The sequence below is a fragment of the Pseudomonas sp. genome (genome assembly GCF_050739775.1).
In the GTDB taxonomy this organism is placed as follows: domain Bacteria; phylum Pseudomonadota; class Gammaproteobacteria; order Pseudomonadales; family Pseudomonadaceae; genus Aquipseudomonas.
On record NZ_JBOICA010000014.1, the window covers coordinates 66,654 to 93,385 of the forward strand.

General features: G+C 60.4%; 29 protein-coding genes and 1 tRNA gene. 20 read left to right on the top strand and 10 right to left on the bottom strand.

Annotated features, from left to right (window positions below; all coding sequences use genetic code 11):
* The first annotated feature begins 17 nt into the window (after window positions 1–17).
* Window positions 18–1,517, top strand: coding sequence for a YdgA family protein (locus ACRESH_RS09575; RefSeq protein WP_431741757.1), 1,500 nt, complete (start codon window positions 18–20; stop codon window positions 1,515–1,517).
* A gap of 238 nt (window positions 1,518–1,755) precedes the next feature.
* Entirely contained in the window at window positions 1,756–2,814 is a 1,059-nt protein-coding gene (gene nadA, locus ACRESH_RS09580; protein WP_431741758.1) for a quinolinate synthase NadA, read from the top strand.
* Window positions 2,815–2,931: 117 nt separating this feature from the next.
* Here the strand turns inward: nadA and ACRESH_RS09585 are convergent, their stop codons facing one another.
* Entirely contained in the window at window positions 2,932–4,365 is a 1,434-nt protein-coding gene (locus ACRESH_RS09585) for a M48 family metalloprotease (protein ID WP_431741759.1), read from the bottom strand.
* Between the two features lie 108 nt (window positions 4,366–4,473).
* On the opposite strand from ACRESH_RS09585, the gene ACRESH_RS09590 reads away from it, so the two are divergent.
* Window positions 4,474–4,713 (top strand): sulfurtransferase TusA family protein, encoded by a 240-nt coding sequence (locus tag ACRESH_RS09590; protein WP_431741760.1) that lies wholly within the window; start codon window positions 4,474–4,476, stop codon window positions 4,711–4,713.
* Window positions 4,714–4,736: 23 nt separating this feature from the next.
* Window positions 4,737–5,807, top strand: a complete 1,071-nt coding sequence (locus ACRESH_RS09595) for an AI-2E family transporter (RefSeq protein ID WP_431741761.1) — start codon at window positions 4,737–4,739, stop codon at window positions 5,805–5,807.
* A 29-nt stretch (window positions 5,808–5,836) separates the two neighbouring features.
* On the opposite strand, the gene ACRESH_RS09600 is transcribed toward ACRESH_RS09595, so the two are convergent.
* Window positions 5,837–6,310, bottom strand: a complete 474-nt coding sequence (locus tag ACRESH_RS09600) for a peroxiredoxin (RefSeq protein WP_431741762.1) — start codon at window positions 6,308–6,310, stop codon at window positions 5,837–5,839.
* A gap of 11 nt (window positions 6,311–6,321) precedes the next feature.
* Window positions 6,322–6,882 carry a glycine cleavage system protein R gene (locus ACRESH_RS09605; protein WP_431741763.1) on the bottom strand — a complete coding sequence of 187 codons (561 nt, stop codon included), beginning with the start codon at window positions 6,880–6,882 and terminating at the stop codon, window positions 6,322–6,324.
* Window positions 6,883–7,142: 260 nt separating this feature from the next.
* On the opposite strand from ACRESH_RS09605, the gene dapA reads away from it, so the two are divergent.
* The 6 genes from dapA (at window position 7,143) to ACRESH_RS09635 (ending at window position 11,650) form a co-directional block, all read left to right on the top strand.
* The gene (gene dapA / locus ACRESH_RS09610) at window positions 7,143–8,030 is read left to right on the top strand and encodes a 4-hydroxy-tetrahydrodipicolinate synthase (protein WP_431741764.1); all 888 of its coding nucleotides are present in this window, start codon (window positions 7,143–7,145) and stop codon (window positions 8,028–8,030) included.
* Between the two features lie 17 nt (window positions 8,031–8,047).
* Window positions 8,048–9,163: an outer membrane protein assembly factor BamC gene (gene bamC / locus ACRESH_RS09615; protein ID WP_431741765.1), complete on the top strand. Its 1,116-nt coding sequence runs from the start codon at window positions 8,048–8,050 to the stop codon at window positions 9,161–9,163.
* Complete coding sequence (locus tag ACRESH_RS09620) at window positions 9,164–9,922, top strand: MBL fold metallo-hydrolase (RefSeq protein ID WP_431741766.1); 759 nt, start codon at window positions 9,164–9,166, stop codon at window positions 9,920–9,922.
* A gap of 29 nt (window positions 9,923–9,951) precedes the next feature.
* Entirely contained in the window at window positions 9,952–10,662 is a 711-nt protein-coding gene (purC, locus tag ACRESH_RS09625; RefSeq protein WP_038613804.1) for a phosphoribosylaminoimidazolesuccinocarboxamide synthase, read from the top strand.
* Between the two features lie 93 nt (window positions 10,663–10,755).
* A tRNA-Ser gene (locus ACRESH_RS09630) sits at window positions 10,756–10,845 on the top strand.
* A gap of 253 nt (window positions 10,846–11,098) precedes the next feature.
* Window positions 11,099–11,650: a YfbU family protein gene (locus tag ACRESH_RS09635; protein ID WP_431741767.1), complete on the top strand. Its 552-nt coding sequence runs from the start codon at window positions 11,099–11,101 to the stop codon at window positions 11,648–11,650.
* 35 nt (window positions 11,651–11,685) lie between these two features.
* Here ACRESH_RS09635 and ACRESH_RS09640 read toward each other — a convergent pair whose 3' ends face one another.
* Both ACRESH_RS09640 and xisR read right to left on the bottom strand, forming a co-directional pair.
* Window positions 11,686–12,903 (bottom strand): Arm DNA-binding domain-containing protein, encoded by a 1,218-nt coding sequence (locus ACRESH_RS09640; protein WP_431741768.1) that lies wholly within the window; start codon window positions 12,901–12,903, stop codon window positions 11,686–11,688.
* Entirely contained in the window at window positions 12,900–13,115 is a 216-nt protein-coding gene (gene xisR, locus ACRESH_RS09645) for an excisionase family protein (RefSeq protein ID WP_431741769.1), read from the bottom strand. Before xisR ends, ACRESH_RS09640 begins: the two co-directional genes overlap by 4 nt.
* Window positions 13,116–13,374: 259 nt before the next feature.
* On the opposite strand from xisR, the gene ACRESH_RS09650 reads away from it, so the two are divergent.
* Window positions 13,375–13,749, top strand: coding sequence for a type 1 fimbrial protein (locus ACRESH_RS09650; RefSeq protein ID WP_431741770.1), 375 nt, complete (start codon window positions 13,375–13,377; stop codon window positions 13,747–13,749).
* A 402-nt stretch (window positions 13,750–14,151) separates the two neighbouring features.
* A complete protein-coding gene (locus ACRESH_RS09655) occupies window positions 14,152–15,591 on the top strand; it encodes an alanine/glycine:cation symporter family protein (protein WP_431741771.1) in 1,440 nt (479 codons plus the stop codon).
* Between the two features lie 62 nt (window positions 15,592–15,653).
* Here ACRESH_RS09655 and ACRESH_RS09660 read toward each other — a convergent pair whose 3' ends face one another.
* Complete coding sequence (locus tag ACRESH_RS09660; protein ID WP_431741772.1) at window positions 15,654–15,881, bottom strand: YdcH family protein; 228 nt, start codon at window positions 15,879–15,881, stop codon at window positions 15,654–15,656.
* A 117-nt stretch (window positions 15,882–15,998) separates the two neighbouring features.
* Between ACRESH_RS09660 and ACRESH_RS09665 the strand changes: the two genes are divergently transcribed.
* From ACRESH_RS09665 to ACRESH_RS09685, 5 genes are all read left to right on the top strand, one after another.
* Entirely contained in the window at window positions 15,999–16,364 is a 366-nt protein-coding gene (locus ACRESH_RS09665) for a 5-carboxymethyl-2-hydroxymuconate Delta-isomerase (protein ID WP_431741773.1), read from the top strand.
* Between the two features lie 168 nt (window positions 16,365–16,532).
* The gene (locus ACRESH_RS09670; RefSeq protein WP_431741774.1) at window positions 16,533–18,170 is read left to right on the top strand and encodes a phosphoethanolamine transferase; all 1,638 of its coding nucleotides are present in this window, start codon (window positions 16,533–16,535) and stop codon (window positions 18,168–18,170) included.
* A gap of 119 nt (window positions 18,171–18,289) precedes the next feature.
* A complete protein-coding gene (gene rnd, locus ACRESH_RS09675) occupies window positions 18,290–19,423 on the top strand; it encodes a ribonuclease D (RefSeq protein ID WP_431741775.1) in 1,134 nt (377 codons plus the stop codon).
* Window positions 19,420–19,713, top strand: coding sequence for a YcgL domain-containing protein (locus ACRESH_RS09680; RefSeq protein ID WP_431741776.1), 294 nt, complete (start codon window positions 19,420–19,422; stop codon window positions 19,711–19,713). Before rnd ends, ACRESH_RS09680 begins: the two co-directional genes overlap by 4 nt.
* A 77-nt stretch (window positions 19,714–19,790) precedes the next feature.
* Window positions 19,791–20,723 carry a D-2-hydroxyacid dehydrogenase gene (locus ACRESH_RS09685; RefSeq protein WP_431741777.1) on the top strand — a complete coding sequence of 311 codons (933 nt, stop codon included), beginning with the start codon at window positions 19,791–19,793 and terminating at the stop codon, window positions 20,721–20,723.
* A 59-nt stretch (window positions 20,724–20,782) separates the two neighbouring features.
* On the opposite strand, the gene ACRESH_RS09690 is transcribed toward ACRESH_RS09685, so the two are convergent.
* Window positions 20,783–21,376, bottom strand: coding sequence for a nitroreductase family protein (locus ACRESH_RS09690; protein WP_431741778.1), 594 nt, complete (start codon window positions 21,374–21,376; stop codon window positions 20,783–20,785).
* Window positions 21,377–21,533: 157 nt separating this feature from the next.
* Here ACRESH_RS09690 and ACRESH_RS09695 point away from each other — a divergent pair, with 157 nt between their 5' ends.
* Complete coding sequence (locus ACRESH_RS09695) at window positions 21,534–21,983, top strand: YcgN family cysteine cluster protein (protein ID WP_431741779.1); 450 nt, start codon at window positions 21,534–21,536, stop codon at window positions 21,981–21,983.
* A 55-nt stretch (window positions 21,984–22,038) separates the two neighbouring features.
* Complete coding sequence (locus ACRESH_RS09700; protein ID WP_431741798.1) at window positions 22,039–23,268, top strand: hypothetical protein; 1,230 nt, start codon at window positions 22,039–22,041, stop codon at window positions 23,266–23,268.
* On the opposite strand, the gene ACRESH_RS09705 is transcribed toward ACRESH_RS09700, so the two are convergent.
* Both ACRESH_RS09705 and ACRESH_RS09710 read right to left on the bottom strand, forming a co-directional pair.
* Window positions 23,261–23,731, bottom strand: coding sequence for an RNA methyltransferase (locus tag ACRESH_RS09705; protein WP_431741780.1), 471 nt, complete (start codon window positions 23,729–23,731; stop codon window positions 23,261–23,263). The two genes, ACRESH_RS09700 and ACRESH_RS09705, sit on opposite strands and share 8 nt — an antisense overlap.
* A 72-nt stretch (window positions 23,732–23,803) precedes the next feature.
* Window positions 23,804–24,175 (bottom strand): YajD family HNH nuclease, encoded by a 372-nt coding sequence (locus ACRESH_RS09710; protein WP_431741781.1) that lies wholly within the window; start codon window positions 24,173–24,175, stop codon window positions 23,804–23,806.
* A 126-nt stretch (window positions 24,176–24,301) separates the two neighbouring features.
* Between ACRESH_RS09710 and ACRESH_RS09715 the strand changes: the two genes are divergently transcribed.
* Window positions 24,302–24,580: a hypothetical protein gene (locus ACRESH_RS09715; protein ID WP_431741782.1), complete on the top strand. Its 279-nt coding sequence runs from the start codon at window positions 24,302–24,304 to the stop codon at window positions 24,578–24,580.
* A gap of 24 nt (window positions 24,581–24,604) precedes the next feature.
* On the opposite strand, the gene ACRESH_RS09720 is transcribed toward ACRESH_RS09715, so the two are convergent.
* A complete protein-coding gene (locus ACRESH_RS09720) occupies window positions 24,605–26,656 on the bottom strand; it encodes a S9 family peptidase (RefSeq protein WP_431741783.1) in 2,052 nt (683 codons plus the stop codon).
* Window positions 26,657–26,732: the final 76 nt, after the last annotated feature.

The following is a 26,732-nucleotide window of genomic DNA, read 5'->3' on the forward strand; positions in this document are numbered from 1 at the left end:
GACAAGCGGAACAATTCATGAAGAAGACAGTAGGTGTACTTTCAGCGCTCGTAGTCGCCTTGGCCGCAGCCTGCACAGCTGGCGCCTGGTACACCGGCAAGCAACTGCCCGAAGTGCTCGGCAAGGCCATGGCGCAAGCCAACGCCCAGCTCTCTCAGTCGGCCGGGGTGGCCGGTAACGTTACCCTGGAACTGGCGTCGCTGGAATCGCACCTGTACTCAAGCACTGCGCATTACCGGGTCAAGGTCAAGGACATGGTGGTCGGTGATCAGCTGCAGAGCTTCGAGCTGGGCTTTGTCGATCGCATCGAGCATGGCCCCTTGCCCTGGACCCGGCTCAAGGCGTTGAAACTGATGCCAGTGATGGCTAGCAGCAACTATGCCCTGGAAAAAGATGCGCTCACCGCCGAGTGGTTTGCCGCCAGTGGTGATGTTGCGCCGGTGTACGGCCAGAACAGCCTGGGTTACGACGGCTCGACAGACGGCACGCTGAGCATGCCGCCAATGGAGCTGAACGAGGCGGGTGCTTCACGCATAAAGTTCTCGGGGCTGGAGGTCCAGGCCAGCGGTACCCGGGATGCCGAGCAGATCAAGTTCAGTGGCGGTTCGGCTAGCCTGAGCCTGAACCTGATTGACGCGAACAATGCGCCGTTGAAGCTGGAGCTCAAGGGCCTGAACCTTGTCGGCGACATGAGCAAGACCGCCTTTGGTTTCTATGTTGGTACCATGAACATGGGCCTGGGCGAGGCCAGTGCGGCCATGGGTGAGCAGCAGAAAGTGCTGCTCATGAAGCACCTTGAGCAGAACAACGAGTACCGGGCCGACGGCGATAAGTTTTCCGGCAACATGGTCTACAAAGTTGGCGATATCAACTTTGACGGCAAACCGGTAGGTTCCAGTGAGATGGTCTGGAGCATGAAGAACCTTGATATACCTGCTATGCAGGCCCTGATTGTCTGGTACCAGAGCCGTCTGCCGGAATTTCAAGCCGCAGCAGCCCAAGGCCAGGCAATACCGTCATTGCCGATGACCGAGGCGGAAAAAGCCCAGGTCAGCGCCAACGTTCAGCAGATGCTGGCTGCCAAGCCGCACATTGCCCTGGAGGACTTCTCGTTCAAGACTGCCAATGGTGAAAGCCACTTCAGGTTGAGTGTCGAGCTGGACAAACCGGCTTCCCTGGATCTGCCGCCAGCGGAGTTGTACAAGCAGATGATCACTCAGGTGCAGAGCAAGCTGCAGCTGTCCAAGCCAATGATTGGCGACCTGGCCACCTTGCAGGCCCGTCTCGAGGGCCAGAGCGATGCGCAAGTGCTTGCCCAGCAAGCGTCCCAGGCGGGTGAGATGGTCGGTATGATCGCGCTGCAGAGTCAGATGGCCACGGTGCAAGGCAACGACATCCTCGCCAATCTGCACTATGCCGACGGCATGGTGGACTTCAACGGCCAGAAGATGACCGTCGAGCAGTTTGCCAGCCTGATCATGGCCAACCTCGGTGCGATGCGTCCGACCGAGGGTTGATGGCAGGCTCCGGGGGCGGCAGGCCAGCCGCCCCTGGGCTTGTTTCACTAAAAAAACCTTTTGAATTCATCCGATTATCTGTAGCCTTCGGCATCCCATAAAAACCCGAGGCCGCAGAAGGTCTTTGGTTCTGCCTGCAGCGCCGTTCAGCGCCTTGTATGCGGAGCCTGTAGCCGATTTGCCAGGGCTCGGTGATACACTCGACTTACGCGCACAAGCGCCTGCAGGTCCAGCGATCATGACCCATATTTCCGAACGCCTTTTGGTCCAAGCCCACCTCGATGCCAAGCAGCCCAAGCCGCTGACACCCGAGCAAGAGGCCGACTACCGCGCCGCCATCGCCGCCGAACTCAAGGCGCAGAACGCGGTGCTGGTTGCCCATTACTACTGTGATCCGGTGATCCAGGCACTGGCCGAGGAGACCGGCGGCTGCGTGTCCGACTCGCTGGAAATGGCCCGCTTTGGCAACAAGCACCAAGCCAGCACGGTGATTGTCGCCGGTGTGCGCTTCATGGGCGAGACGGCGAAAATCCTCAACCCGGAAAAGCGCGTGCTGATGCCGACCCTGGAAGCGACCTGTTCGCTCGACCTGGGCTGCCCGGTGGAAGAGTTTTCGGCGTTCTGCGACAAGCACCCGGAGCGCACCGTGGTGGTTTATGCCAACACCTCGGCGGCGGTCAAAGCCCGTGCCGACTGGGTGGTGACCTCCAGCTGCGCCCTGGAAATCGTCGAGAGCCTGATGGACAACGGCGAAACCATCATCTGGGGCCCGGACCAGCACCTGGGTCGCTACATCCAGAAACAGACCGGTGCCGACATGCTGCTCTGGGATGGCGCCTGCATCGTTCATGAAGAGTTCAAGTCGCGCCAGTTGGCGGACATGAAGGCGCTGTACCCCGATGCGGCGATCCTGGTGCATCCGGAGTCGCCGGAGGCGGTGATCGATCTGGCAGATGCCGTTGGCTCCACCAGTCAGCTGATTGCAGCTGCGCAAACCCTGCCGAACAAGACCTTCATCGTCGCCACCGACCGCGGCATCTTCTACAAGATGCAGCAGTTGTGTCCGGACAAGGTCTTCATCGAGGCGCCTACGGCCGGCAACGGTGCGGCCTGCCGCAGCTGCGCCCACTGCCCGTGGATGGCCATGAACACCCTGGAGCGCACCTTGCAGTGCCTGCGAGAGGGCAGCAACGAGATCTTCGTTGAACCTGCGCTGATTCCCCAGGCCATCAAGCCGCTCAAGCGCATGCTTGACTTTACCCAGGCGGCGCGGATGAAGCTTTCGGGCAACGCCTGAGGGCCGTTGTGGGGATTTATCCGCGAAGGGCCGCGCAGCGGCCCCGGGAAATGGGACTGTTGCACAGTCCTTCGCGGATGAATCCGCTCCTACAATAGCCTGTGACCCTGAGCAGTCTCAGCGCATCATGTCCTTGACCATCCGCTGCTGCTCCAGCAACTCGCGCTGACGCGCATCGATCTTCGACGCCAGCACAAAGTTGTTGCCGGCCCGTTGCTTGGCATAGTCGAGCTGCTGCAGCGCCTGGTCAAAGTCGCCCACCAGGGCAAAGTACTCGGCACGCGCCTGGTGCAGGCCGATGGTGTTGCCGGACAGCCCGCGAACCTCGGCCACGTCGTACCACACGTCCGGATCATACGGGCGGTTCTTGAGCAAAGCATCCAGGGCTTTTTCCGCTTCTGCCGGACGGTTCTGCTTGAGCAGCAGGTCAATCCGCGCCTGCTGCAGCGGGTAGTTCGCCGGGTACTGCGCACGCATGCGCTCGACCCGCTGCTGAGCATCGGCCAGGCGATTGTTGGTGACGTCCAGGTCGATCTGCGCCAGGTTGTAGGTGACGTCGTTGGGTGCCTTGTCCAGCAAAGGCTTGAGCGCCTCACGCGCCTCGTTGAGGCGCCCCCCTTTGATCAGGGCAAGGGCCAGGCCGTAGCGGGCCGAGTCGAGCTTCGGATCCTCATCCAGTTGGGCACGGAAGCGTTTGGCGGCAAGGCCAGGGGTGCCTTCATAGATCAGCGCGACACGGGCGCGGATCAACTGATAACGCTTACTGTCTTCGGTGCCACCCTGGGGCGCTTGTTCTGCGCGGTTGCGCGTGTCGGCGATACGCGATTCGGTCACCGGGTGCGTCAGGAGAAATTCCGGCGGCTTGGCGTCGTAGCGGTACTGACGCATCAGGCGTTCGAACATGCTCGGCATGTTGCGTGGATCGTAGCCGGCCTTTTCCAGGTTGAGGATACCGATGCGGTCGGCTTCCTGTTCGTTCTGCCGGGAGAAGCGCCGCTGTTCCTGGATGGCGGCGGCCTGGGTGCCGGCAATCGCGGCGATACCGGCGTCGCCGGCACCGGCTGCGGCAGCGACGATGCCGATCAGCAGTGCGCCCATCATCGGCAGTTGCATGCGCTGCTGGGCTTCGACACCACGGGCAAAGTGGCGTTGTGACAAGTGCGCCAGTTCGTGGGCCAGTACCGAGGCATATTCGCCTTCGGTCTGGGCATTGAGGAACAGCCCGCCGTTGACCCCGACAATCCCGCCAGGGGCGGCAAAGGCGTTGAGCTCGCGGCTGTCGATAAGAATGAATTCCAGGCGGCGGTCCTGCAGCTGGCTGGTTTCAGCCAGGCGATAGACGCTGGTTTCGACATAGTCCTTGAGCTGGGGATCGTTCAGTTGGTTGACATTGCCCCGCAGCAAGCTGAGCCAGGCGCGGCCCAACTGATGTTCCTGTTGCGGGGAAACAATGGCAGAACTGGCGTCGCCAAGTGACGGCAGGTCGTCGGCATGACTGGGCAGCGCCATCAAGCAGGCCAGCGTCAGCAGGGTGGGGCGCAGTAAATTCATGCACGAAGCTCTGGTCGACAAAGAACCTTACTGTAGCTGGCTCACACGTTGGCGACCAGTGGCGGTATTCTACCAAGCTTGGTCGAACGTGCCTGCCTGGAGCCCCCGATGAGCGATACCCCGACTTTTGATGCCGAACTCGATGCTTGCGGCCTGAACTGCCCGCTACCGTTGCTCAAGGCGAAGATGGAACTCAATCGCCTGGCCAGTGGCGCCGTGCTCAAAGTGCTGGCCACCGACGCCGGATCGCAGCGCGATTTTCGCACTTTTGCCAAATTGGCCGGTCATACGCTGCTGCTCGAAACAGCCGAGGAAGGTGTGTACACCTACTGGCTGCGCAAAGCCTGAGTTTTCTCTCCTAAGGATCGTCAATGTTCAAGGTGCTTCGCGACTGGATGCAACGCTACTTCTCGGATGAAGAAGCAGTGGTATTGGCGGTCTTGCTGGTTCTGGCCTTCACCGCCGTCCTGACCCTGGGCGGTATGCTTGCTCCGGTGCTTGCCGGTATGGTCCTGGCGTTCCTCATGCAGGGGCTGGTCAATGCCCTGGAGCGTCTGCGGGTGCCGACCCGCTATGCCGTCGGCCTGGTCTTCACCCTGTTCATGGGCGCCCTGGCGGTGTTCTTGCTGGTTCTGGTGCCGTTGCTCTGGCATCAGTTGATCACCCTGTTCAACGAGCTGCCGGGCATGCTGGGCAAGTGGCAATCGCTGTTGCTGCTGTTGCCCGAGCGCTATCCGCACCTGGTTTCCGATGAGCAGGTGTTGCGCGCGATCGAAGTCATGCGCGGGGAAATCGGCAAGTTCGGGCAGTGGGCATTGACCTTTTCGCTCTCCAGCCTGCCGTTGCTGGTCAACATCATGATCTACCTGGTGCTGGTGCCGATCCTGGTGTTCTTCTTTCTCAAGGACCGCGAGCTGATTGCCCGTTGGGTCAGCGGTTACCTGCCGCGTGAGCGGGCGTTGATGACCCGGGTGGCCGAGGAGATGAACCGGCAGATTGCCAATTACATCCGCGGCAAAGGCATCGAGATCCTGATCTGTGGCGTGGCGACCTACATCGCCTTCATTGCCCTGGGGCTCAACTATGCGGCGTTGCTGGCGTTGCTGGTGGGTTTGTCGGTGGTGGTGCCGTATGTCGGCGCAGTGGTGGTGACGGTGCCGGTCACCCTGATCGCGCTGTTCCAGTGGGGCTGGGGTGATCAGTTCATCTACCTGATGGCGGTGTACGCGATCATCCAGGCGCTTGATGGCAACGTGCTGGTACCGCTGTTGTTCTCTGAAGCGGTGAGCTTGCACCCGGTGGCGATCATCTGCGCAGTGTTGCTGTTTGGTGGGCTGTGGGGCTTCTGGGGGATCTTTTTCGCGATTCCGCTGGCGACCTTGTTCAAGGCAGTACTTGATGCCTGGCCGAGGCAAGAGCCTGCTGTCGCGCCTCTGCTTTGAAAGCATCGCGGGCTTGCCCCGCGATGGCCTCAGGCCTTGTTCAGTGCCTGCGCTTCAGCCAGCACCGCATCCACATGCCCCGGCACCTTCACCCCGCGCCATGCCTTGCGCAGTATGCCGTTCTTGTCGATCAGGAAGGTGCTGCGATCAACGCCCAGGTATTCCTTGCCGTAGAGCTTTTTCAGCTTGATCACGTCGAACAGCTGGCACAGGGTTTCGTCCTTGTCGCTGATCAGCTCGAACGGGAACGCCTGCTTGGCCTTGAAGTTCTCGTGGGACTTGATGCCATCACGTGAAACACCGAATACCACGGTGTTGGCCGCTTCGAAAGCCTCGTGCTGGTCACGAAAGCCCTGGCCTTCGGTGGTGCAGCCCGGGGTGCTGTCCTTGGGATAGAAGTAGATCACCACCTGCTTGCCCTTGAGTTCAGCCAGGCTGACGCTCTGGCCGCTGGTGGCCAAGGCCTGGAAATCGGCGACGGGTTGGTCGAGTTCAACGGCCATGGAAAGCTTCCTTACAGTGGGTTCTGTGGGCGCCAGGGTTCGATCAGCGCATCCAGGTTCAGGGCATCGGAGAAGTCCAGGAACTGGTCACGCAGCCAGCTGATCTGGGTGCCGGCCGGCAGGGTCACGGTGAACGTGGCGTTGAGCATGGTGCCGCCGGTCTGGGGTGCCTGGTAGGTGTCGCAGGTCAGGTTTTCCAGTTCGACATGGTGGTCGATGAAAAACTGGCACAGCTCGTTGATGATGTCCGGGCGATAGGCGGCGCTGACATAGGCCACATACGGCAGGGCCAGCGGGCGCACGTCCAGCTCCGCGCTACGCACCACATTCACCGTGAAGGTGTGCTTTTTGGCCAGGCCCGGCAGGGCGCCCTCGAAGCGCGCCAGGGCGTCCCAGCTGCCGGAAACCTGCAGGACCAGCGCGCTGCATTCGCCGTGACGGGTCAGGCGCGAGGTGACGACCGAGCAGCGATTGTCGTTGCTGGCCCGGCACAGAATGTTGGTCAGCTCCATGGGATTGGCACCCAGGGCGCTGATGACAAGGAATTGTTCGCGAACGGTGGGGGTGGACATGCAGCATTCCTAAAGCGATGAGCGGTCGGTACCTGACGGGTCAGAATGGCGGGAGGGCGTGGTCCCGGGGCTCAGGATCGAGGCTTTGGGCACTGCCTGCGCAGGTTGTCGGCAGCCCGGCGGGCCGCTGTGTACCGATCAAAGAGAGAAGGGTAGCGAAAATGGCCGCCGAGGGGAATGCTCCAGGCGCCTGCTTCGCTTGTGCAAGGCCGATGGCGCCAGTACCATTACCGCTCTCTTTTTCCGGCAGGAGCAGTTTCATGATTGCGGGCAGTATGGTGGCATTGGTCACACCCATGGATGCACAAGGGCGTCTTGATTGGGACAGCCTCGACAAACTTGTAGACTTCCACCTGGAAAACGGCACCCATGCGATCGTTGCAGTCGGCACCACTGGTGAGTCCGCGACCCTGGATGTCGAAGAGCACATCCTGGTCATCAAACACGTGGTCGAGCGCGTCAAGCACAGCAAGCACCCCGTACCGGTGATCGCCGGCACCGGCGCGAACTCCACCACTGAGGCCGTGCACCTGACCCGCAACGCCAAGAATGCCGGCGCCGATGCCTGCCTGCTGGTGGTGCCGTACTACAACAAGCCGACCCAGGAAGGCTTGTACCAGCATTTCAAGCACATTGCCGAAGCCGTCGACATCCCGCAGATCCTCTACAACGTTCCTGGCCGCACCTCCTGCGACATGCAGGCCGAGACCGTGATCCGTCTGTCGAGCGTGCCGAACATCATCGGTATCAAAGAAGCCACCGGCGACCTGAAGCGCGCCAAGGCCATTCTTGACGGCGTGAGCAAGGACTTCATCGTGCTGTCCGGCGATGATCCGACCGCTGTCGAGCTGATCCTGCTGGGCGGCAAAGGCAACATCTCGGTTACCGCCAACGTCGCCCCGCGCGAAATGGCCGATCTGTGCGAAGCCGCCCTTGCGGGCAATGCCGAGAAGGCTCGCGCGATCAACGAAAAACTCATGCCCCTGCACAAGGACCTGTTCATCGAAGCCAACCCGATTCCGGTGAAGTGGGCTTTGGTCGAAATGGGCCTGATGCACAAAGGCATCCGCCTGCCGCTGACCTGGCTGAGCGAATCCTGTCACGATACGGTACGCCAGGCGATGCGCCAGTGCGGCCTGAAGTTTTAATTGAGGACGTACACCGCATGAAGCGATTGGCTGGTCTTTCCGCCCTTGCCTTGATCATCTCCAGCACCAGTGGTTGTGGCTGGCTGTGGGGCGAAGAGGGTTACTTCCGTGACCGTGGCAGCGATTATCTGGAGGCCACGCAGAAGGCGCCGATGCAGCTGCCACCGGACATCAGCAGCGCCAAGCGCCTTGATCCGCTGCTGCCGATCCCGCGTAACGTCGCCGACGACAACGTCAAGGGCGAGTTCGAGGTGCCGCGTCCACTGCCATTGAGCGCGGGTGCCGATATCAGTGACTTCAGCCTGCAGAAGAGCGGCAGTGCCCGTTGGGTCCTGGCCCAGCGTGCCCCGGCCGAAGTCTGGCCGGTGGCCCGGCAGTTCTTTGAAGACAACGGTTTCCGCATCGCTGAAGAGCGTCCGCAGACCGGTGAGTTCAACACCACCTGGCAGCGTTTTGACGAGCTTTCCGGTGCCATGGCCAGCCGCCTGGCCAGTGCTTCGAGCAGCCGCGACAACGAAGTGCGTACCCGCGTGCGCATTGAGCCGGGCGTGCAACGCAACACCAGTGAAGTCTATGTCGTCAGCGTCGAGCGTCCGGCCGGTAGTACCGCCGAGCCTGGTTTCCCGGCGCGTTCGGAAAACACCGGGGTCGATGCCATGCTGGTCGACGAAATGCTTGCCAGCATGACCCGCAGCGCCGAGAAGGGCGGTTCGGTGTCGTTGCTCGCCGCACGTGATTTCGATGCGCCTAGCCGTGTCAGCCTCAGCGAAGACGGTAGCGGCAACCCGGTGCTGAACCTGGGTGCTGACCTCGATCGCGCCTGGTCCAGCGTTGGCCGCGCCCTGGAGCAGGGCGAATGGCGTGTCGAAGACATCAACCGCAGCCTGGGCCTGTACTACATCAACCTGGCTGAAAAAGCCGAGACCAAGGACCAGGAGCCGGGCTTCTTCGGCAAGCTGTTCGGCAGTGCGCCGAGCAAGGAAGAGCGTGAAGCCCGTGCCGAACGTTACCAGGTGCGCCTGAGCAAAGTCGGCGACAGCGTCCAGGTCACCGTCGAGAAGAACATCAACACCGTGGCCCCGGCTGACGTCGCCCGCCGCGTGCTGAGCGTGATTCAGGACAACCTGGGTTAAGTGCGCTTCGCCGTACTTGGAAGTGGAAGCCAGGGAAATGGCACGCTGATCGCCAGTGACAACACCCTTGTCCTGGTTGATTGCGGCTTTTCCCTGCGTGAAACCGAGCGGCGCCTGGCGCTGCTCGGCGTTTCTGCCCGGCAGTTGAATGCTGTACTGGTTACCCACGAACATGCCGACCACGTGCATGGGGTCGGGTTGCTGGCACGGCGCTACAATGTACCGGTCTACCTCAGCCGCGGCACCTTGCGCGGCATGCGCAAACCGGTTGAGGCAGCAGGCTTCCTGGCGGCAAACGAGACACTGCAGATCGGTGCCTTGAGCATTCGTGCCGTGGGCGTGAGCCACGATGCGCTGGAGCCGTTGCAATACGTGTTTGACGACGGCAGCCGGCGTCTCGGCGTGCTGACCGACCTCGGCTCCTACGACGCAGCCCTGCTGGAAAGTTACCAGGGCCTGGATGCCTTGCTGATCGAGGCCAACCACTGTCGCGACCTGCTCGGACGCGGGCCTTACCCGATGTTTCTCAAGCAGCGGGTGGGTGGCGACTACGGACATTTGAACAACCACCAGGCCGCTCGCCTGGTGTCGGAGCTGGACTGGCAGAACCTGCAACATCTGGTGCTGGCCCATCTCAGTAGCAAGAACAACCAGCCACAGCTGGCCCGGCAATGTTTCGTCGACACCCTCGGGTGCGACCCGGACTGGCTGCAAGTGGCCAACCAGGATTGCGGGCTCGACTGGCGCGAAATCGCCTAGCCCATCTTATTTAGCAAGCGGAGCCCATCATGGAAAAACGTGAAGAACTCTACCGCGGCAAAGCCAAGTCGGTTTACAAAACCGACGACGCTGACCGCTTGATCCTGCTGTTTCGCAACGACACCTCGGCGTTCGACGGCAAGCGTATCGAACAGCTCGACCGCAAGGGCATGGTGAACAACAAGTTCAACGCCTTCATCATGCAGAAGCTTGAAGAAGCCGGCATTCCTACTCAGTTCGACAAGCTGCTGGGCGACAACGAGTGCCTGGTCAAGAAGCTCGACATGATCCCGGTTGAATGCGTCGTGCGTAACTACGCCGCCGGCAGCCTGGTCAAGCGCCTGGGCGTGGAAGAAGGCATCAAGCTTGAGCCTTCGACCTTCGAACTGTTCCTCAAGAACGACGAGAAAGGCGATCCGTTCATCAACGAATCCCACGTTGTCGCCTTCGGCTGGGGCACCGCCGAGCAACTGGTGAAGATGAAAGCCCTGTCGCTCAAGGTCAACGAAGTGCTGAACAAGCTGTTCGATGACGCAGGCCTGTTGCTGGTCGACTTCAAACTGGAGTTCGGCGTATTCCACGGCGAGATCGTTCTGGGCGACGAGTTCAGCCCGGACGGCTGCCGCCTGTGGGACAAAGAAACCCGCAAGAAGATGGACAAGGACCGTTTCCGTCAGGGTCTGGGCGACGTTATCGAAGCCTACGAAGAAGTTGCCAAACGCCTGGGCGTGCCGCTGTAAGCGGCAAGTTCACGCAAGCGCCTGATACCACGCGAATTTTTTTCGCAAACAGGCTTTGCCTTTGGGCAAACTGCTGGTATCATGCGCGCCACTGGAGAGATGCCGGAGTGGCCGAACGGGACGGATTCGAAATCCGTTGTACTGGCAACAGTACCTAGGGTTCAAATCCCTATCTCTCCGCCATTATTGAATAAGACTAAGCCCCTGTAATCGTTGAAGATTACAGGGGCTTTTTCGTTTCTGGTGTTTCGTTTAGGGCATTTTTAGGGCAAAAAAACGTCCCTGTACGCCGCCGTAATCCGTGATAGGCCATCAAAACCTATTGGCTTGATTGATTCGACTTCCGGGATCGATGTCAATTTGTCAGTATGCGCAAGCCTACATCGCCCTTATGACAAGGGCTCGTTCCGTAGGCTCTTGGATTAGGAGCAAGGAAATGCAACCTACTGCAATTGAACGGCTTACCGTGCAAATGCTTTGTGCGATCTACAAGAAGCTTGGGATTGAAGATAGTTTCGATCCTGATCTTGTTAGCAGCGCTATTGCATCTAACAATCTTTGGGTTCTTGACTGGGCATACGACATTAAAGACGAGAATACCGTTACTCCTCCGCACGTGACTGCTGTCGTAAATACCTTAGATATGTACGCATTTCTTCGGGATAGCTTTAATGGTCTGTCAGCTGAAGACCGGGCGCTAGTCGAGGCTGAAATCCCACGTGCAAGCCACCAGGTTGAGTTCCGTGGCTATGACGGTAACAATGAAACCGAGTATCGATCAGCTGCGCGTTATCTGGTTAAGGATCTTGAGCGATTCCAGTCTATGCGAGAGGTTGCCACGGCTAACTCACATTGCCCCGTCGTTACAATGTATGCGCGGATGTATCAGGTGTTTGAACCAATTAGGGCGACGCTTATCGATCGATTGATGAGCCCGCAAGAAATTACTGCTGTCCTGAATGCTGCGGTACATCCAGACAATCGCTAATAATTTTTTCATGCCCACGTTGAGTGGGCATGCTTTCAGTCCTCTCTAAAGCCGAGCATTTTTGAAACGATACCCGCCATGCTCTTGGTGTCCTTCGGTATCCATCTCCCGTAATGCTTTCGCACCATCGTTGTATCGGCGTGCCCCAGTTGCCTGGCCACCCATTCGACCGGGACGTAGCTCGACAGCATCTGGCTGGCAAAGGTGTGGCGACATTGGTTCGCGCCGCGGTGACGCACCTCTGCCTTTTTCAGATGGGCAGTAAACCAGTTGCTCAAGGTCTTACCGCTCCAGAGCAAACCGCTGGTCGAACTCCTGAAAAGGAATCTAACTTTCATCTTCCTTGACGTGATGTTATCGCGCTGGATAACGGTGATCTCGACAGCAGGTGCTTCCTTGGCTGCGGCAACAATCTCTCGCATCAGTTCGAGGGCTGGATCTATCATTTCGATGACACGTACCCTGGAGCGTTCTTTGGGGACTTTGAATTCACCGACGACCAGTGCCCGGCGTACGTGCACCAGGCCGGTTTCAAGATTAATGTCTTCGACCGCGAGTCCAATCAGTTCGGACAGGGACAGCCCGGCCCAGCAGTTGAACTCGATCATGCGAGTGTCAGCTCGTCGGTCGGGATCTGCTTTGCCGATCAGCGCGATCTCGGTGCGACTGAATGGATCGGCATGTTCTAGGTCGACATCCGAGCCGACGTTGCTGATCCTGTCTAGGGGGTTAGCCTTCAGGATGCCGTCACCGAAGGCGTCAGCCCAAACCCCGCGCACGACGGTGAAGATGTCGTTCACTGTCTTTGGGGCTAAGCCTTGCTTGAGCAATTGCGCCTGGAACAATTCGATATCGCTTTTGCTGATGTCGACGATTCGGCGTTTGCCGAACTTGTTCTCAACGTGCACGGCCTTGCTCACGTAGTTGACCACCGTGCTTGATGCTTTGAGGGCGCGCTGAACCTCCAGCCATCGATCAATGCCTTCCTTCACTGTGCGCTTGAGCGACGGGCCGCCGGTGCCGGTGAACATGGCGGCCCTGGGTGAGTTGGGGAAGTGGGCCGCGTAGTCGAAGCGGCCCTCTTTGATCTCCGCGAGGATGGTGCGGCGCTTATTGTCGGCATAGGCGATCGCGGCCTTGTTTACTTTCGAGATCCCTTCCAGAGGCTCCCGGCACCGTTGACCGTTGAAGATGAACCAGATGCGCAGCTGCTTGCCGTTCATTTCAACGCCTGTCGGCATCTTGTCGATCATGGTTTCCCTTCCATCCAACGTTCAATGGCGACACGGTTGTAGACGATCACGTTTGCTGGATCCTTACGCCAATGTTTACCCTCAAGCCAGAGCCCGCGGGTGCGGTACTTGCGAACAGCTTCGGTGCTCAGGCCAAACACTGGGTACAGCAGGTCCTGGCGGAACCAGGCACCTGGTGTGATTTGGAAGTCGAGTTTCTCTGCTGCGCTCATTGTGCTTTCTCCCCGACGCGCCGTTCGATGCCTTCAGCCTGGCGCAACTTGCTGCATTTTTTGTGGTTGCCATGTGCCCGCGATGGCGGGCACGCTCGCTCCCTAGGTTGCTGACCAGCAGGTTTGCGCGGACTTGCTGGATAAATCTGTAATCTGTGACGCCTTTGGCAGTGCGCAAATTTTGCTATCAGACAGACCTGAAAGTTCTGCTGAATGTGCCGACACTCAAGGCAAGGACCTTTTCCTGAGGAGTGTCTACATGAGCGGTAAGCTGAAGGTAACCAGTGTGGCCGTGCTGTTCAGTCTTTGTGCCGTGTGCCAGGCTGCAACCCCGATGGCTCAGGGGACGATCAGGTTTACCGGCAGCATCGTTGAGTCATCCTGCCAGACATCGTCCCAGCCAGGCGGTTGGCGAATGGACGGCTGTCCCGCACTGGCTCGGGAAACTGCCATCGATGTGCGTCGGATAGATCCACAGGCTTCAGTCAGTGCGCTGGGTAGCACTTCAGTACAGGTCAAGCTGGTGGCCGAGAATGCCGAGGGCCGTTACTACGATCAACACTATGCGCTGGTCGATCACGCAGGCAAACCGGTTACCAGCGGCAACTACCTGATTACGCTCACCTCGCCGTAACTCATCTAAAACTCAGTGCATCATCGCGGGTAGTTTCCGCGATGATCGGCTTTGCCCTACATGCCTGGTGTCATTTTCCTGCTCACACTATTGGCCAATTCTTGCTTGGGTGTTATCTCCAGGCAGCCGGCCCTTTGGGAAGGCAGCCGTGAGATCTGTTAATATGCCCGGCTTCAACATCAGACCGGCGCATTTGCTCCTGCATGCTGGTCAATCCGAGCCCTCGCGCTCGACATCATTCATCACCCTGGCGGTGGTGCCGAAGTGATTACTGAAGCAGTGGGCATTTCCCATTGTTCCAGGCCATTCATATTGAAAAGGCACGGGTCGTCCTCTGGCGCCGGTTGCTTTACAGACTGAGCAGGGCGCTTTACGGCCCTGCGCTTTATTTGGGAACAGACAATGACAGCCGTGATCAACACACTGAATACCTTTTTCTGGGGGTATGTCCTGATCTATGGCCTGCTGGCTGCAGGTATCTACTTCACTGTCCGCTTGGGCTTTATCCAGTTTCGCCATCTGCCCGAGTTCTTCCGCTCGGTGCTGCGCGCACCGGCGAACGATCCAGGTGGCATCACGCCGTTTCAGGCGTTGTGCACCAGCCTGGCCTCGCGGGTCGGTACCGGTAACCTTGCGGGTGTGGCGGTAGCCATTACCCTCGGCGGGCCGGGTGCAGTGTTCTGGATGTGGGTGGTGGCCTCGCTGGGCATGGCCACAGCCTACGCGGAAAGCACCCTGGCGCAGCTGTACAAAGTCCGTAACAGCAAGGGTGAGTATCGCGGTGGTCCAGCGTTCTATATCGCCAAGGGTTTGAATGCGCCTTGGGCGGCGGCGATTTTTTCGGTCTGCCTGATTATCGCTTTCGGCCTGGTGTTTGGCGCAGTGCAGGCCAATTCCATTGCCGATGCAACGCTGGGCGCCTTTGGTGTGCCGAAGCTGACCACGGGTGTGGTGGTGGCCGTGCTGGCCGGGCTGGTGATTTTCGGCGGCATCAAGAAAATCGCGCGTATTGCCGAATGGATCGTGCCGTTCATGGCCGGTGCTTACCTGCTGGTGGCGGTCTATGTGATCGTGACCAATCTGGATGAAGTACCGGGCGTGCTGATGCTGATCGTCAAGAGTGCCTTCGGCATCGAGTCGGCGGTTGGCGGTGTGGCCGGGGCCTTGCTCAATGGCGTCAAGCGCGGCCTGTTCTCCAACGAAGCGGGTATGGGCTCGGCGCCGAACATTGCCGCGGTGGCGACCCCCAATCCTCACCATCCCTCCTCGCAAGGCTTTGTCCAGGCCCTGGGCGTGTTCATCGATACGTTGCTGATCTGTACCGCCACCGCCATCATGATCCTGCTGTCCGGTGTGGTGCCTGGCCCTGACATGACCGGCACACCGCTGACCCAGGCGGCGATGAACGAACACATCGGCTGGGCCGGGCAGTACTTTATTGCCATTGCGATCTTCTTCTTTGCCTTCACCTCAATCATCGGCAACTACACCTATGCCGAAAACGCCATGGTGTATCTGCAGCTGAACACTCGCCTGGGCCTGACCGTGCTGCGCACCGCGGCATTGTTGATGGTGGTCTGGGGCGCTTATGAAAGCGTGGCCACGGTGTTCGATGCGGCCGATGCGGCGATGGGCCTGATGGCGACCATCAACCTGATCGCGATCTGCTTGCTGTCGGGTGTGGTGGTCAAGCTGACCCGCGACTACTTTGCGCAGAAGGCTGTGGGTACGCCGGAGTTCAACGCCAAGGATTATCCGGAGCTGGCGGGCAAGATCGATGCAGAAATCTGGGGGGCTGCCGATAGCACCGAGCAACCCCTGCAAGCGCTGAAAGAGCAGTAATACGGAAAATGAAGCCCCGCCAATAGCGCGCAAGGCGGGGCTTTTTATTATTCTGCGGGACCTCAGGATTTCACATGGGCGACGATTTCGTCTTTGATCAACAGGCGTTTTTTTCGCAGGTGGGTGATCTGGTCGTCGCTGGCGCTGCTCGATTCTGCCTTGAGCACCTCGGTGTCGATGGCGTTGTACTTGTCGTGCAGGTCGCTGAGCCGTGCGTCGGTTTTCTTTTTGGCATCGAACGCGTCCCTGGTCATGTTCAGGTCTGCGAGTAGATCGTGCTTTACCGGCATTTCTTCACCTCTCCGGGGGTTTGGGGTGGAAGTCATGAACTATGAGGATAGCCGGGTTTGTCGGGTTCCGTGGTTGAGGCAGTCTGTTGCAATATTTCTGAGCCGAGGGTCCCTGCAATGCCTCATCTCCACGTGGAATACAGTGAAAACCTGCGTGAACTGGACGTCGATCGCCTGCTGCTGCGCTTGAACCACGCGCTGGTCGGCAGCGGCCAGTTCGCCGATGAACTGGACATCAAGAGCCGTGCCGTGGCCCTGGCCAGTTTCCGCGTGGGCACTGCCCTGCAGGAGCGCGCTTTCGCCCATATCAAGCTGGCGCTGCTCAGCGGCCGATCGCCAGAGGTGAAGCGACAATTGTCGGCAAGCCTGCTGGAGGTGCTCAAAGAAGCGATTCCGGGCACGCCAGGCGTGGATATTCAACTGTGTGTTGAAGTCCTTGATATAGATCGTGACGCTTATTCCAAAACGCACTTGCCCGCTTAGTGGCTGGGCATGACTAATGTGAAAAAAATGTAATGATTAAATTGACGTCAAGCCACTAAACGTTGGCGTCTTTTTCACAAAAAATTTATCCTGTTGCAATTAACGTTCGCCTGGTCCAAAGGCCGTGCCGCAACGGCACGCTTACCGATCAATAGCCAAGCGAGCATCATGTTAAAGATCAAACCCCTGCAGGCCGAATGGGTCACCCTGTTTGCCAGCCTCTACTTGCTGGTCGCGTTCAATTCGGTACTCTGGCAGCATTTGTCGAGTGTTGTAGAACCTGGCGTGTCGGGTGTTTTCCTGCGTCTGGCGTTTGCCGTGCTGATCTTCTGTGCGTTCAACCTGGTGTTGACCTTTGTTGCTTTTCGCAGGGTGTTGAAACCGGTACTTGTTGTGCTCTTTGTGCTGAGCGCCGGCGCGGCTTATTTCATGAATCAATATGGTGTGTTGATTGATGTTGGCATGTTGCGCAATACCGCTGAAACCAACGCCACGGAAGTGCGTGATCTACTGTCGCTGAAACTTGGGTTTTATATAGTGTTGTTGGGTGTTGTGCCTTCGCTGTTGCTCTATAAAACCCCGATCAACTACCGGGTCTGGTATCGCGAACTGTTTGGCAAATTGCTCACCAGTGTTGCTTGTGTCGCCTTGCTTGGCGTGGTGGCGTTGCTCAATTACCAAGGGCTGGCTTCGCTGTTTCGCAACCATCATGAGATTCGCCTGATGTTGGTGCCCAGCAATCTGGTAGGTGCCTCTTTTGGTTATGTCGGTGAACGGCTCGGCACGGCGGCCAAGCCTTTTGCCAAGATCGGTGAAGACGCCCAGCGCGATCCGGCCTGGCAATATCATGCACGCAGGTCACTGACGGTGCTGGTGGTGGGGGAGAGCGCGCGGGCACAGAATTTCGGGCTGTTGGGTTACAGTCGTGACACCACACCGCAATTGAGCAAGGAAGCAGGGCTTATCGCTTTCAGTGATGTCCATTCCTGTGGCACCGAGACGGCGGTATCGGTGCCTTGCATGTTCTCCGGCTTGACCCGCAAGGATTACCAGGCCAGTAAGGCAAAGAACCAGGAAGGCTTGCTGGATGTACTTCAGCGCGCCGGTTTGAGTGTTCGCTGGCGCGACAATCAGTCAGGCTGCAAGGGCACCTGCGACCGGGTCCAGTTTGAAGATGTCAGTAATGCCAAGGATCCGGCGCTGTGCACCAACAGCGAGTGCCATGACGAGATCCTTCTGCAAGGCCTGGCGTCGATGATCGACAACCTGCAGCAAGATACCGTGCTGGTGTTGCATCAGATGGGCAGCCATGGCCCGGAGTACTTCAAACGCTATCCGATGCAGTTCGAGCGCTTCACGCCTGTATGCCCCAGCAACGCGTTGAACCAGTGCAGCGAACAAAGCATCATCAATGCCTATGACAACACCCTGGTTTACACCGACCATGTACTGTCATCGCTGATCGACATCCTGCGCAGTAAGCAGGACAAGGTCGACACGGCCATGCTCTACCTCTCCGACCATGGCGAGTCGCTGGGCGAGTACAACCTGTTCCTGCATGGCACGCCTTACATACTGGCGCCGGAACAACAGAAACACGTGCCGATGCTGGCCTGGTTTTCCGACAGCTACCGTGAGGACTTTGCTGTCGATACCGACTGTCTGAACAAGGTGCGCGACGAGCCACTGAGCCAGGACAACCTGTTCCACTCGATGCTCGGGCTGTTGCAGGTACGCACCGGCGTCTACGATCAACAACTGGACCTGTTCGCCGCTTGCCGACCGACGCTGTGGAAGCGGGCTTGACCCGCGATCGGGGACGGTCAGCCAGATTACATCGCGGGGCAAGCCCGCTCCCACCGAGTGGTTTCCCGGCAGTGGCCCGCGGCGTATATACTGCGCGCCATTGTTTGTGGGAGAGCCTTGTGGCCATCGAAATACACTGGATTTGCGACGACAGCAGTCTGGCCGAACACTGCCAGCAGTGGCGCCAGCTGCCCTTCGTGGCCGTCGACACCGAGTTCATGCGGGTTGATACCTTTTATCCGATTGCCGGGTTGATCCAGGTTGGCGACGGCGCGCGTGCTTATCTGATCGACCCTTTGCGGATCGGCAACTGGCAGCCGCTGGCCGAGCTGCTAGAAGACACCCGGGTGATCAAGGTTCTGCACGCCTGCAGCGAAGACCTTGAAGTGCTGTCGCGTCTGACGGGCAGCCTGCCGACGCCGCTGTTCGACACCCAGCTGGCCGCTGGCTACCTGAACCTCGGTTTCTCCATGGGCTATTCGCGTCTGGTCCAGGAAGTCCTCGGGCTCGAGCTGCCCAAGGGCGAAACCCGTTCCGACTGGCTGCAACGCCCGCTGTCGGAAACCCAGGTCAGTTACGCCGCCGAAGACGCGGTCCACCTGGCCGAGTTGTACGAGCGTCTGCGCCCGCAACTGTCGGACGAGAAGCATGCCTGGGTGCTGGAAGACGGCGCCGAGCTTGTGGCTCAGCTGCGTCGGGAAATCGACCCCAACGAGCTGTACCGCGACGCCAAGCTGGCCTGGAAGCTGTCCCGGGCGCAGTTGGCGGTGCTGCGCGAATTGTGCGCCTGGCGCGAGCGTGAAGCCCGCACCCGTGACCTGCCGCGCAACCGTATCCTGCGTGAGAATGCCCTGTGGCCCATGGCCAAAACTCAGCCGGATTCGCTGTCGGCGCTGGCGAAAATCGAGGACATGCACCCGCGCACCATTCGTCAGGACGGTGAGTTCCTGCTCGGCCTGATCAAACAGGCCGCTAGCATGCCGCCGTCGGAGTGGCCAGCGGCGGTGCCCGAGCCGCTGCCGATCGAAGCTTCGGCGTTGCTCAAGCAACTGCGCGCCATCGGCCAGGCCGAGGCCGAGCGCCTGAACATCGCCCCGGAGCTGATGTTGCGCAAGAAACTCCTCGAGTTGCTGCTCAAGAGCGGCTACCCCTCCGGACCTTATCAACTTCCCGATGCGTTGCGCGGCTGGCGCCGTGAGCGCATGGGGCAAGCGCTGCTCGACTGTCTGGCCAGCGCTGGAGAACCGCAATGAAACGCATCTGCTCGATCTACAAGAGCCCACGCAAGAACGAAATGTACCTCTACGTGCTCAAGGCCGATGGCCTGGAGCGTGTGCCCGAAGGCCTGCTGCCGTTCTTCGGCAAGCCGGTGCACGCCTTCGACCTGGTCCTGACCCCGGAGCGCCAACTGGCCCGCGAGGACATCACCAAGGTCCTGGAGAACCTCGAGCAGCAGGGCTACCACCTGCAGATGCCGCCGGTCGAGGACGAGTACATCGAACACCTGCCCGAAGAGCTGTTACGCCGCAACGACCCGGTCTGAGCCCGGCCTGCCTGATGTGATGCCGCCTGGCCCCAAGCCTTGCGGCCTTCGTTGTTATTGCCAAGGTTGTAAAGAACATGCGTATTTTGATCGCTGAACAGGATCATGCCCTCTACGCTCGCCTGCTGCGCGAAGTTGCACCGGACCTTGAGGTCCTGACCAGTAGTGACTCGGCCGAACTGGCTAACCAGGCCGCCCAATGCCCAGTGTGGCTGGGGCAGCCGGACCTGCTGGCGACTTTGTTGCGCCAGGGTCACCAGCCACAATGGCTGCAGTCGACCTGGGCCGGAATCACCCCGCTACTGGCCGACGGCTTGCAGCGCGACTACCGCCTGACCCGTGCGGTCGGCATCTTCGGCCAAGTGATGGCCGAGTACGTCCTGACCTACATGCTTGGTCATGAGCGGGAAGTGTTGGCGCGCCTGGTCAGTCAGGTCGAGCGCAAGTGGGATGATCGGCCCGGACGTAGCCTGGAAGGGCGTCGGGTGTTGATCGTCGGTACCGGTGATATCGGCCAGCGGGTCGCCGAGTTTCTCCTGCCGTTTAGCGTCAAGCTCTACGGTATCGCCAGCCAGGCCCGTGAGCAGTCCCCGTTTATCGAAGTGGCTGCCATGAGTGAACTGGGGCGTTTGGTGGGGGAGGTCGATTACATCGTCAATCTGTTGCCGGACACCCCTGCAACCCATGACCTGTACGATGCTGCGCTGTTCGCCCGCTTCAATCCCGAGGCGTTGTTCATCAACGCCGGACGCGGTGTGGCGGTGGTTGATGGCGATCTGGTCGAGGCCTTGAAACTGGGCCATCTGGCCGGTGCGGTGATCGATGTCTGCCGCCAGGAGCCGCTGCCGGCCCGTCATCCGTTCTGGACCGCCTGGGGCCTGCTGTTGACCGGGCACAGCTCGGCGCCGACCTCGCCAATAGCGATGGTGCGTCTGTTTGTCGAGAATTTGCGGGCGTATCAGGCGGGCGAGGCGTTGCGCGGGGAAGTGGATTTCCAGCGCGGCTATTAAGGGCATCGCTCGCTCCCACAGCGGGTCTGTGTGGGAGCGGGCTTGCCCCGCGATTGATCTTACAAGCTGAAATCACCCTCAGCCGCCAGCTCGCTCAGCGAACGACGCGGGCTGGGCACTTCACGGGCTTGCAGGGCTTCAGCCAGGCTGGCCTTGTCGCCCAGTTTGCCAATCGCCACCACCGCATGCAGGGCATAGCCTTCGGGGATCTTCAGTTCCTTGCGGGTCAGCTCCTGGTCGAAACCGGCCATGCCATGGGTGTGCCAACCGCTGAGGCTGGCCTGCAGGGCCAGGTGGCCCCAGGCGGAACCGGTGTCGAAGGTGTGCCACAAGGCCGGGGTTTCTTCACTGGCGCCCGGGGCGGCGAAGGTGGTCTTGGAGATGACGATCACCAGGGCTGAGGCATGTTGTGCCCAACTGCGGTTGAATTCATTGAGCAGGCCCAGGTAGCGCTCCCAGTTCGGCGTATCGCGGCGCGCATAGAGAAAGCGCCATGGCTGCGAGTTGTAGGCCGAAGGGGCCCAACGGGCGGCTTCGAGGAAACTCAGCAGGGTGGCTTCGCTGATCGGTTCGGCGGTAAAGGCGCGTGGCGACCAGCGCTTGATGAACTGATCGTCGATGGCATGTTCGGCAACGCGAGGATTAGCACTCATGGCGAGTTCCTGAACGAATGGAAAAGGTGGTGAGCAACCGCCGGTCAAACTACTGCGTCGTGCCAGCGCTGACAAGCGGTCTGGCAATGGTGCAAGACTCGCCCTAGACTGGCGCCGCCGCACAGCGGCACCTCTATTGAAACAGGACCCCCGTTACATGATTGCCAGCGCCGATTCCTTCTGGAAGCGTAAAACCCTCGAACAGCTCGACCGCCAGGAATGGGAGTCGCTGTGTGACGGCTGTGGCCTGTGCTGTCTGCAAAAGCTCGAAGACGAAGACGACAACAGCGTTTATTACACGCGTATCGCCTGCAAACTGCTGGATCTGCAGACCTGCCAGTGCAGCGACTACCCGAACCGGCTCACGCTGGTGCCCGACTGCATTCAGCTGACGCCGGGCAAGGCCGACCAGTTCAAATGGCTGCCGACCACTTGCGGCTATCGTCTGGTCAGCGAAGGCAAGGACCTGCCGGGCTGGCACCATCTGGTCTGTGGCGATCGTCAACAGGTGCATAAACAGCGCATTTCCCAGTCCGGACGTATGTTGAGCGAGAACAGTGTGGATGAGGATGACTGGGAAGATTATCTGATTTTCCGCGCGGGTTGAGCCGCCCAGGCTTGCCGGGTAGCGCGTCAAGGGAACAAGGAGTTGCTGTATGCGTGTGCGTTGCCATTGGCTGTTGGCTCTGGCCCTGTTGGCCAGTTCGCCGGCCTGGGCGAAGAAGGTCAATCTGGATTATCACGTCCGTCTGTTCCCGCAAAGCGAGCAGGCCGAGGTGCGTCTGACCCTGGCCGAAGGCGCGGCAGTGCGCAGCCTGGATTTCGACCTGGGCAAGGAGGGCGCCTACAGCGACTTCAAGGCCGACGGCCAATGGCAGTTGCAAGGCGAAGGCCTGCGCGGCCGTTGGCAGCCGGCGCCCGGCAAGAGCCAGTTGAGCTACCGTGTGCGCCTGGGGCATCGGCAGAGCAATGGCAGTTATGAAACCCGGGTGACACCTGACTGGGCGCTGTTTCGTGGCGACGATCTGGTTCCTCCGGCGCGGCTTGATCAGCAGGATGGCACCGAGCTGGTGGCCCGCCTGAGTTTCGAGCTGCCCAGTGGCTGGAAGAGCGTCGAGACACCCTGGCCGCGTATCGGCAAGCAGCGTTTTCGCATCGACAACGTCTCGCGCCTGTTCGACCGTCCCACTGGCTGGATGATCGCAGGCACCATTGGCACCCGGCGTGCGCGCCTGGGCGAGACTGAAGTCAGTGTTGCCGCTCCCCAGGGCCAGGGCATGCGCCGGCTGGATAACCTGACCCTGTTGACCTTCGTCTGGCCGCAGTTGCAGGCGGTGTTCCCGCGCAACCCGCCGAAATTGCTGCTGGTCGGCGCCCGGGACCAGCTCTGGCGCGGCACCCGCGCCGGGCACAACTCGATCTACCTGCACAGTAGTTTGCCGCTGGTCAGTGAAAACGGTTCAAGCCCCTTGCTGCGTGAGCTGGTGGATGTCTTTGCCCAAATCAATGACCGCCAGGCCAGCGACTGGATTGGTGAAAGCATCAACGAGTACTACGCCATCGAGTTGCTCCGCCGTGCCGGTGGTATCACCGAGGAGCGCTACCAGGCCCAGCAGGCCGGTCTTGAACATCGCGGCGCCAAGGTCATCAGCCTGCGCGGCGAGCAGGTCGACAGCGCAGTGACGGCGCGCGGCGTGCTGCTGTTGCAGGCGCTGGACCGGGAAATCCGCCTGCACACTCACAACCAGCGCTCGCTGGACGATGTCACCCGCGCGCTGATGCGCCTGAACAGTGTCAGTACCGAGGAGTTCATCCAGCTCAGCGAAAGCGTGCTGGGCCGCGAATCCGCAGTGCTGTCGAGCAAGCTGCTGCGTTTGCCCAGGGCTACTTGAACTTCGGCCCGGAGCGCGTGTTCAGACCCTTGGCCAGGCGGTCGTAGAGCACCACATTGACCGTGGCAGCGAGGTTCATGCAGCCGTTGGTCGGGATGTAGATGGTCTCTTCGCACCAGTCCCGCACGCTCGGGTCGAGGGAGCCGTCTTCGGGGCCGAAGATGTAGATGGCGCGGTCTGGGTGGGTGTACTCGGGCAGCGGGCGGGCGCCGTCGATCAATTCCACCGCCACTGGCGTGCAGCCCAGGGGGATGATCTTCTGCAGGTCGTCGATGCCGATCAGCGGAATGTCGTAGTGCACGCGCTTGGTATCGGTGACGAAGTCGCGGGCGCGCTCATAGCGCTTGCCGGTGTAGAACACCGAGTTGACGCCGTAGCAACCCGCCGCGCGCATCACTGAACCGACGTTCTCCGCTGACTTGGGGTTGAACAGACCAATGCAGCTGTACCGTTTGTTCGCCACGTGCCGGGGCCCTTCGCAAAAAAGAACGCGATTATACGGACTTGCCGGCAGCCGTGGGGCAGGGGATTGGGTTCAATCCTTTTTCAGCAGGCCGGCCAGCCCCGCGAATGGATTGTGAGTGGCCTTGGCAATGCTCGGGCTGCTGGTGGAGCCTTCGCTGAAGTACTGCTGGTCGGTGTAGCGGGAATGCTCATTGTCGTGACAGTACAGGCACAGCAGCTCCCAGTTGGAACCGTCCTGGGGGTTGTTGTCGTGGTTGTGGTCACGGTGGTGCACGGTCAGCTCGCTCAGGCGCTTGCCGGAGAACTCCCGGGCGCACCGACCGCAAACGTGCGGGTACATTTTCAGGGCCTTGTCGCGATAGCCCATCTCCTTGTCGCGCTTGGCGTCGGCGAGGATGCGGTCGAGCCGTGCGGTGGCGGCGGCAGAGGATGGCGAACTCATGGGATTACCTTTTCTCGGGCTTGTTACGGTTATGCCTTGAAGTTTAGCGTGATGACGGGCCATTCGGACAGGCAAACCGCTACGCTTGGGAGTAGCCTGTGAGAAGGTGTTACAAGGAGTCTGCGCATGCGCTGTTTGACCATTGCCGTCCTGCTCTTCACCAGCCTGCAAGCGGCCCTGGCCGCCGACCTGCAACCGCGGCCGATCGCCCCGGTGCCGGGGGCGCCGGGGACGGCCACGCCGACACCTTACCCGCAGGTCACCCCCAGCAGCGTACCGCGGGCCGGTGATGCGCGGCCGGGGTCGCCGTTGCTGCCAGCCATTCCAGTGCCCACGCCACCCAGGGACCAGCCCTTGCCGGGGCTGACACCGGAGGACAGCAAGAGCAAGGCGAAATCGGATTAGTTGGTCAGGTGATTGCGATGCGATTTACACCACGCCAAGTACTTTAAAGACGAAACCATACTCCAGCGCCACATCCCGCAGCCCCTGATAGCGCCCGCTCATGCCGCCGTGTCCGGCGTCCATCTCGGTTTTGAGCAGCAACAGGTTGTTATCGGTCTTGGTCACCCGCAGCCTGGCCACCCATTTGGCCGCTTCCCAGTACTGCACGCGGCTGTCGTTGTAGCCGGCCACCACCAGCAGCGCCGGGTAGGCCTGGGCCTTGACGTTCTCGTAGGGCGCATAAGCCTTGATCCGCTCATACACCTCGGGCGCTTCGGGATTGCCCCATTCGTCATACTCGGTGATGGTCAAGGGCAACTCCGGGTCGAGCATGGTGTTGAGCACATCGACGAACGGCACCTCGGCAATCGCCGCCTTGAACAGCTCGGGGCGCTGGTTGAGCACCGCGCCGATCAGCAGGCCGCCAGCGCTGCCGCCGCTGATGGCCAGTTGGTCGGCGCGGGTCACGCCTTGGCTGATCAGGTGTTCGGCACAGGCGATGAAATCGCTGAAGGTATTGTGTTTGTGTTCCTGCTTACCCGCCCGGTACCAGGCTTCGCCCAGTTCGCCACCGCCACGCACGTGGGCAATGGCGAAGGCGACGCCGCGTTCGAGCAGGCTCAGACGGGCATGGGAGAACCACGGGTCGAGGCTTTCGCCATAAGCGCCGTAGCCATACAGGTACAGCGGCACCGGCTTGCCCAGATCGCTGTGACGCTGGACCAGGCTGATCGGCACCTGGGTACCGTCACTGGCCGTGGCCCAGAGACGCTGGCTGACGTAGGCGTCGGGGTCGAAGGGGCCGAGCACCGGGGTTTCCTTGAGTACCTGCTGGACGCCATCGGCCAGTTCCAGCTGGCGCACCTGGGCCGGACGGTTCAGGGCCTGGTAGCGCAGGCGGATACGGGTGCTGGCAAACTCCAGGCTGTCCTGCACGTACAGGCTATAGGCCGCATCCGGCAATTCCACCCGATAGGGGGCAAGCCCTTGCGGGTGCACTTCGATGATCGGCAGGCCGCCTTCGCGCAGGCTCAGGCTCAGGGCGCTGGCGTTCAGGCTCAGGCCTTCGAGCATCACGCTGTCGCGGTGCGGCACCAGCAGTTGCCACTGCTCGCGGCTCGGTACCGTTTCGCTGTCGGCCTGGTACAGGGCGAAGTTGATGCCGTCCTGGTTGGTGCGAATGAACCAGCGCCACTGGCCGTCGAGCTGGCCGTGGTCGGGGAAGTATTCATGGCCTTCGACGCGAGGTGCCAGGCAGGTGAAATCGCCGTCAGGCTGTTCGGCATCGAGCACCCAGGCTTCGCTGGTGGTCTTGCTGTTGAGCAGCAGGATCAGTTGGCGCTCGGAGCTGGAGCGGTAGCAATGCAGGAAGAAGCGCCCGTCGGTTTCTTCGAAAATCGCTTGGCAGCCTTCGCGCCCGAGGCGATGGCGCAGCAGTTTGTGCGGGCGCTGGGTGTCGTCCAGCTCGGCGAAGAACAGCGTCTGGCTGTCATTGGCCCAAGTCATGCTGCCGTCGCAATCTTCGAAGGGCAGTTGCTCGATGGCGCCGCTGGTCAGGTCCTTGACGTACAGGGTGTAGATTTCGTCGCCGGTGGTATCGAGGCTGTAAGCCAGGCGCTGATGATCGGGGCTGACGTTGAAGGCGCCCAGCGACAGGAAGCCGCCGTTGGCCAGCGGGTTGGGGTCCAGCAGCAGTTGTTCCTGGCTCTCGTCGACAGTCGGCGAGTCGTCGGCCGGGCGCGGGCAGCGGTAATGGCGTGGATACTCTTCACCCGCCGTGGTGCGGCTGTAGTAGAGGTAAGGGCCCCAGGGTGAGGGCACCGACAGGTCGGTCTCCTGGATACGGCCCTTGATCTCTTCGAACAGATGTTCGCGCAATTGCGCCTGGTCGGCCAGCTGCGACGCCTGGTAGGCATTCTCGTCGTTCAGGTAAGCAATGACTTCGGCGCTATCGCGTTCCTGAAGCCAGGCATACGGATCAGCGCCTTCGGCCTTACGGGCAATCGGGGCGCGGGGAGCGGTGGCGTCTGCGGACATGCGGGGATCTCTTGGCTGGGGGGCGCCTGCGCGCTGAAATGTGTTTATCATAAGCGTCTATTTGCCTAGCTTGCCA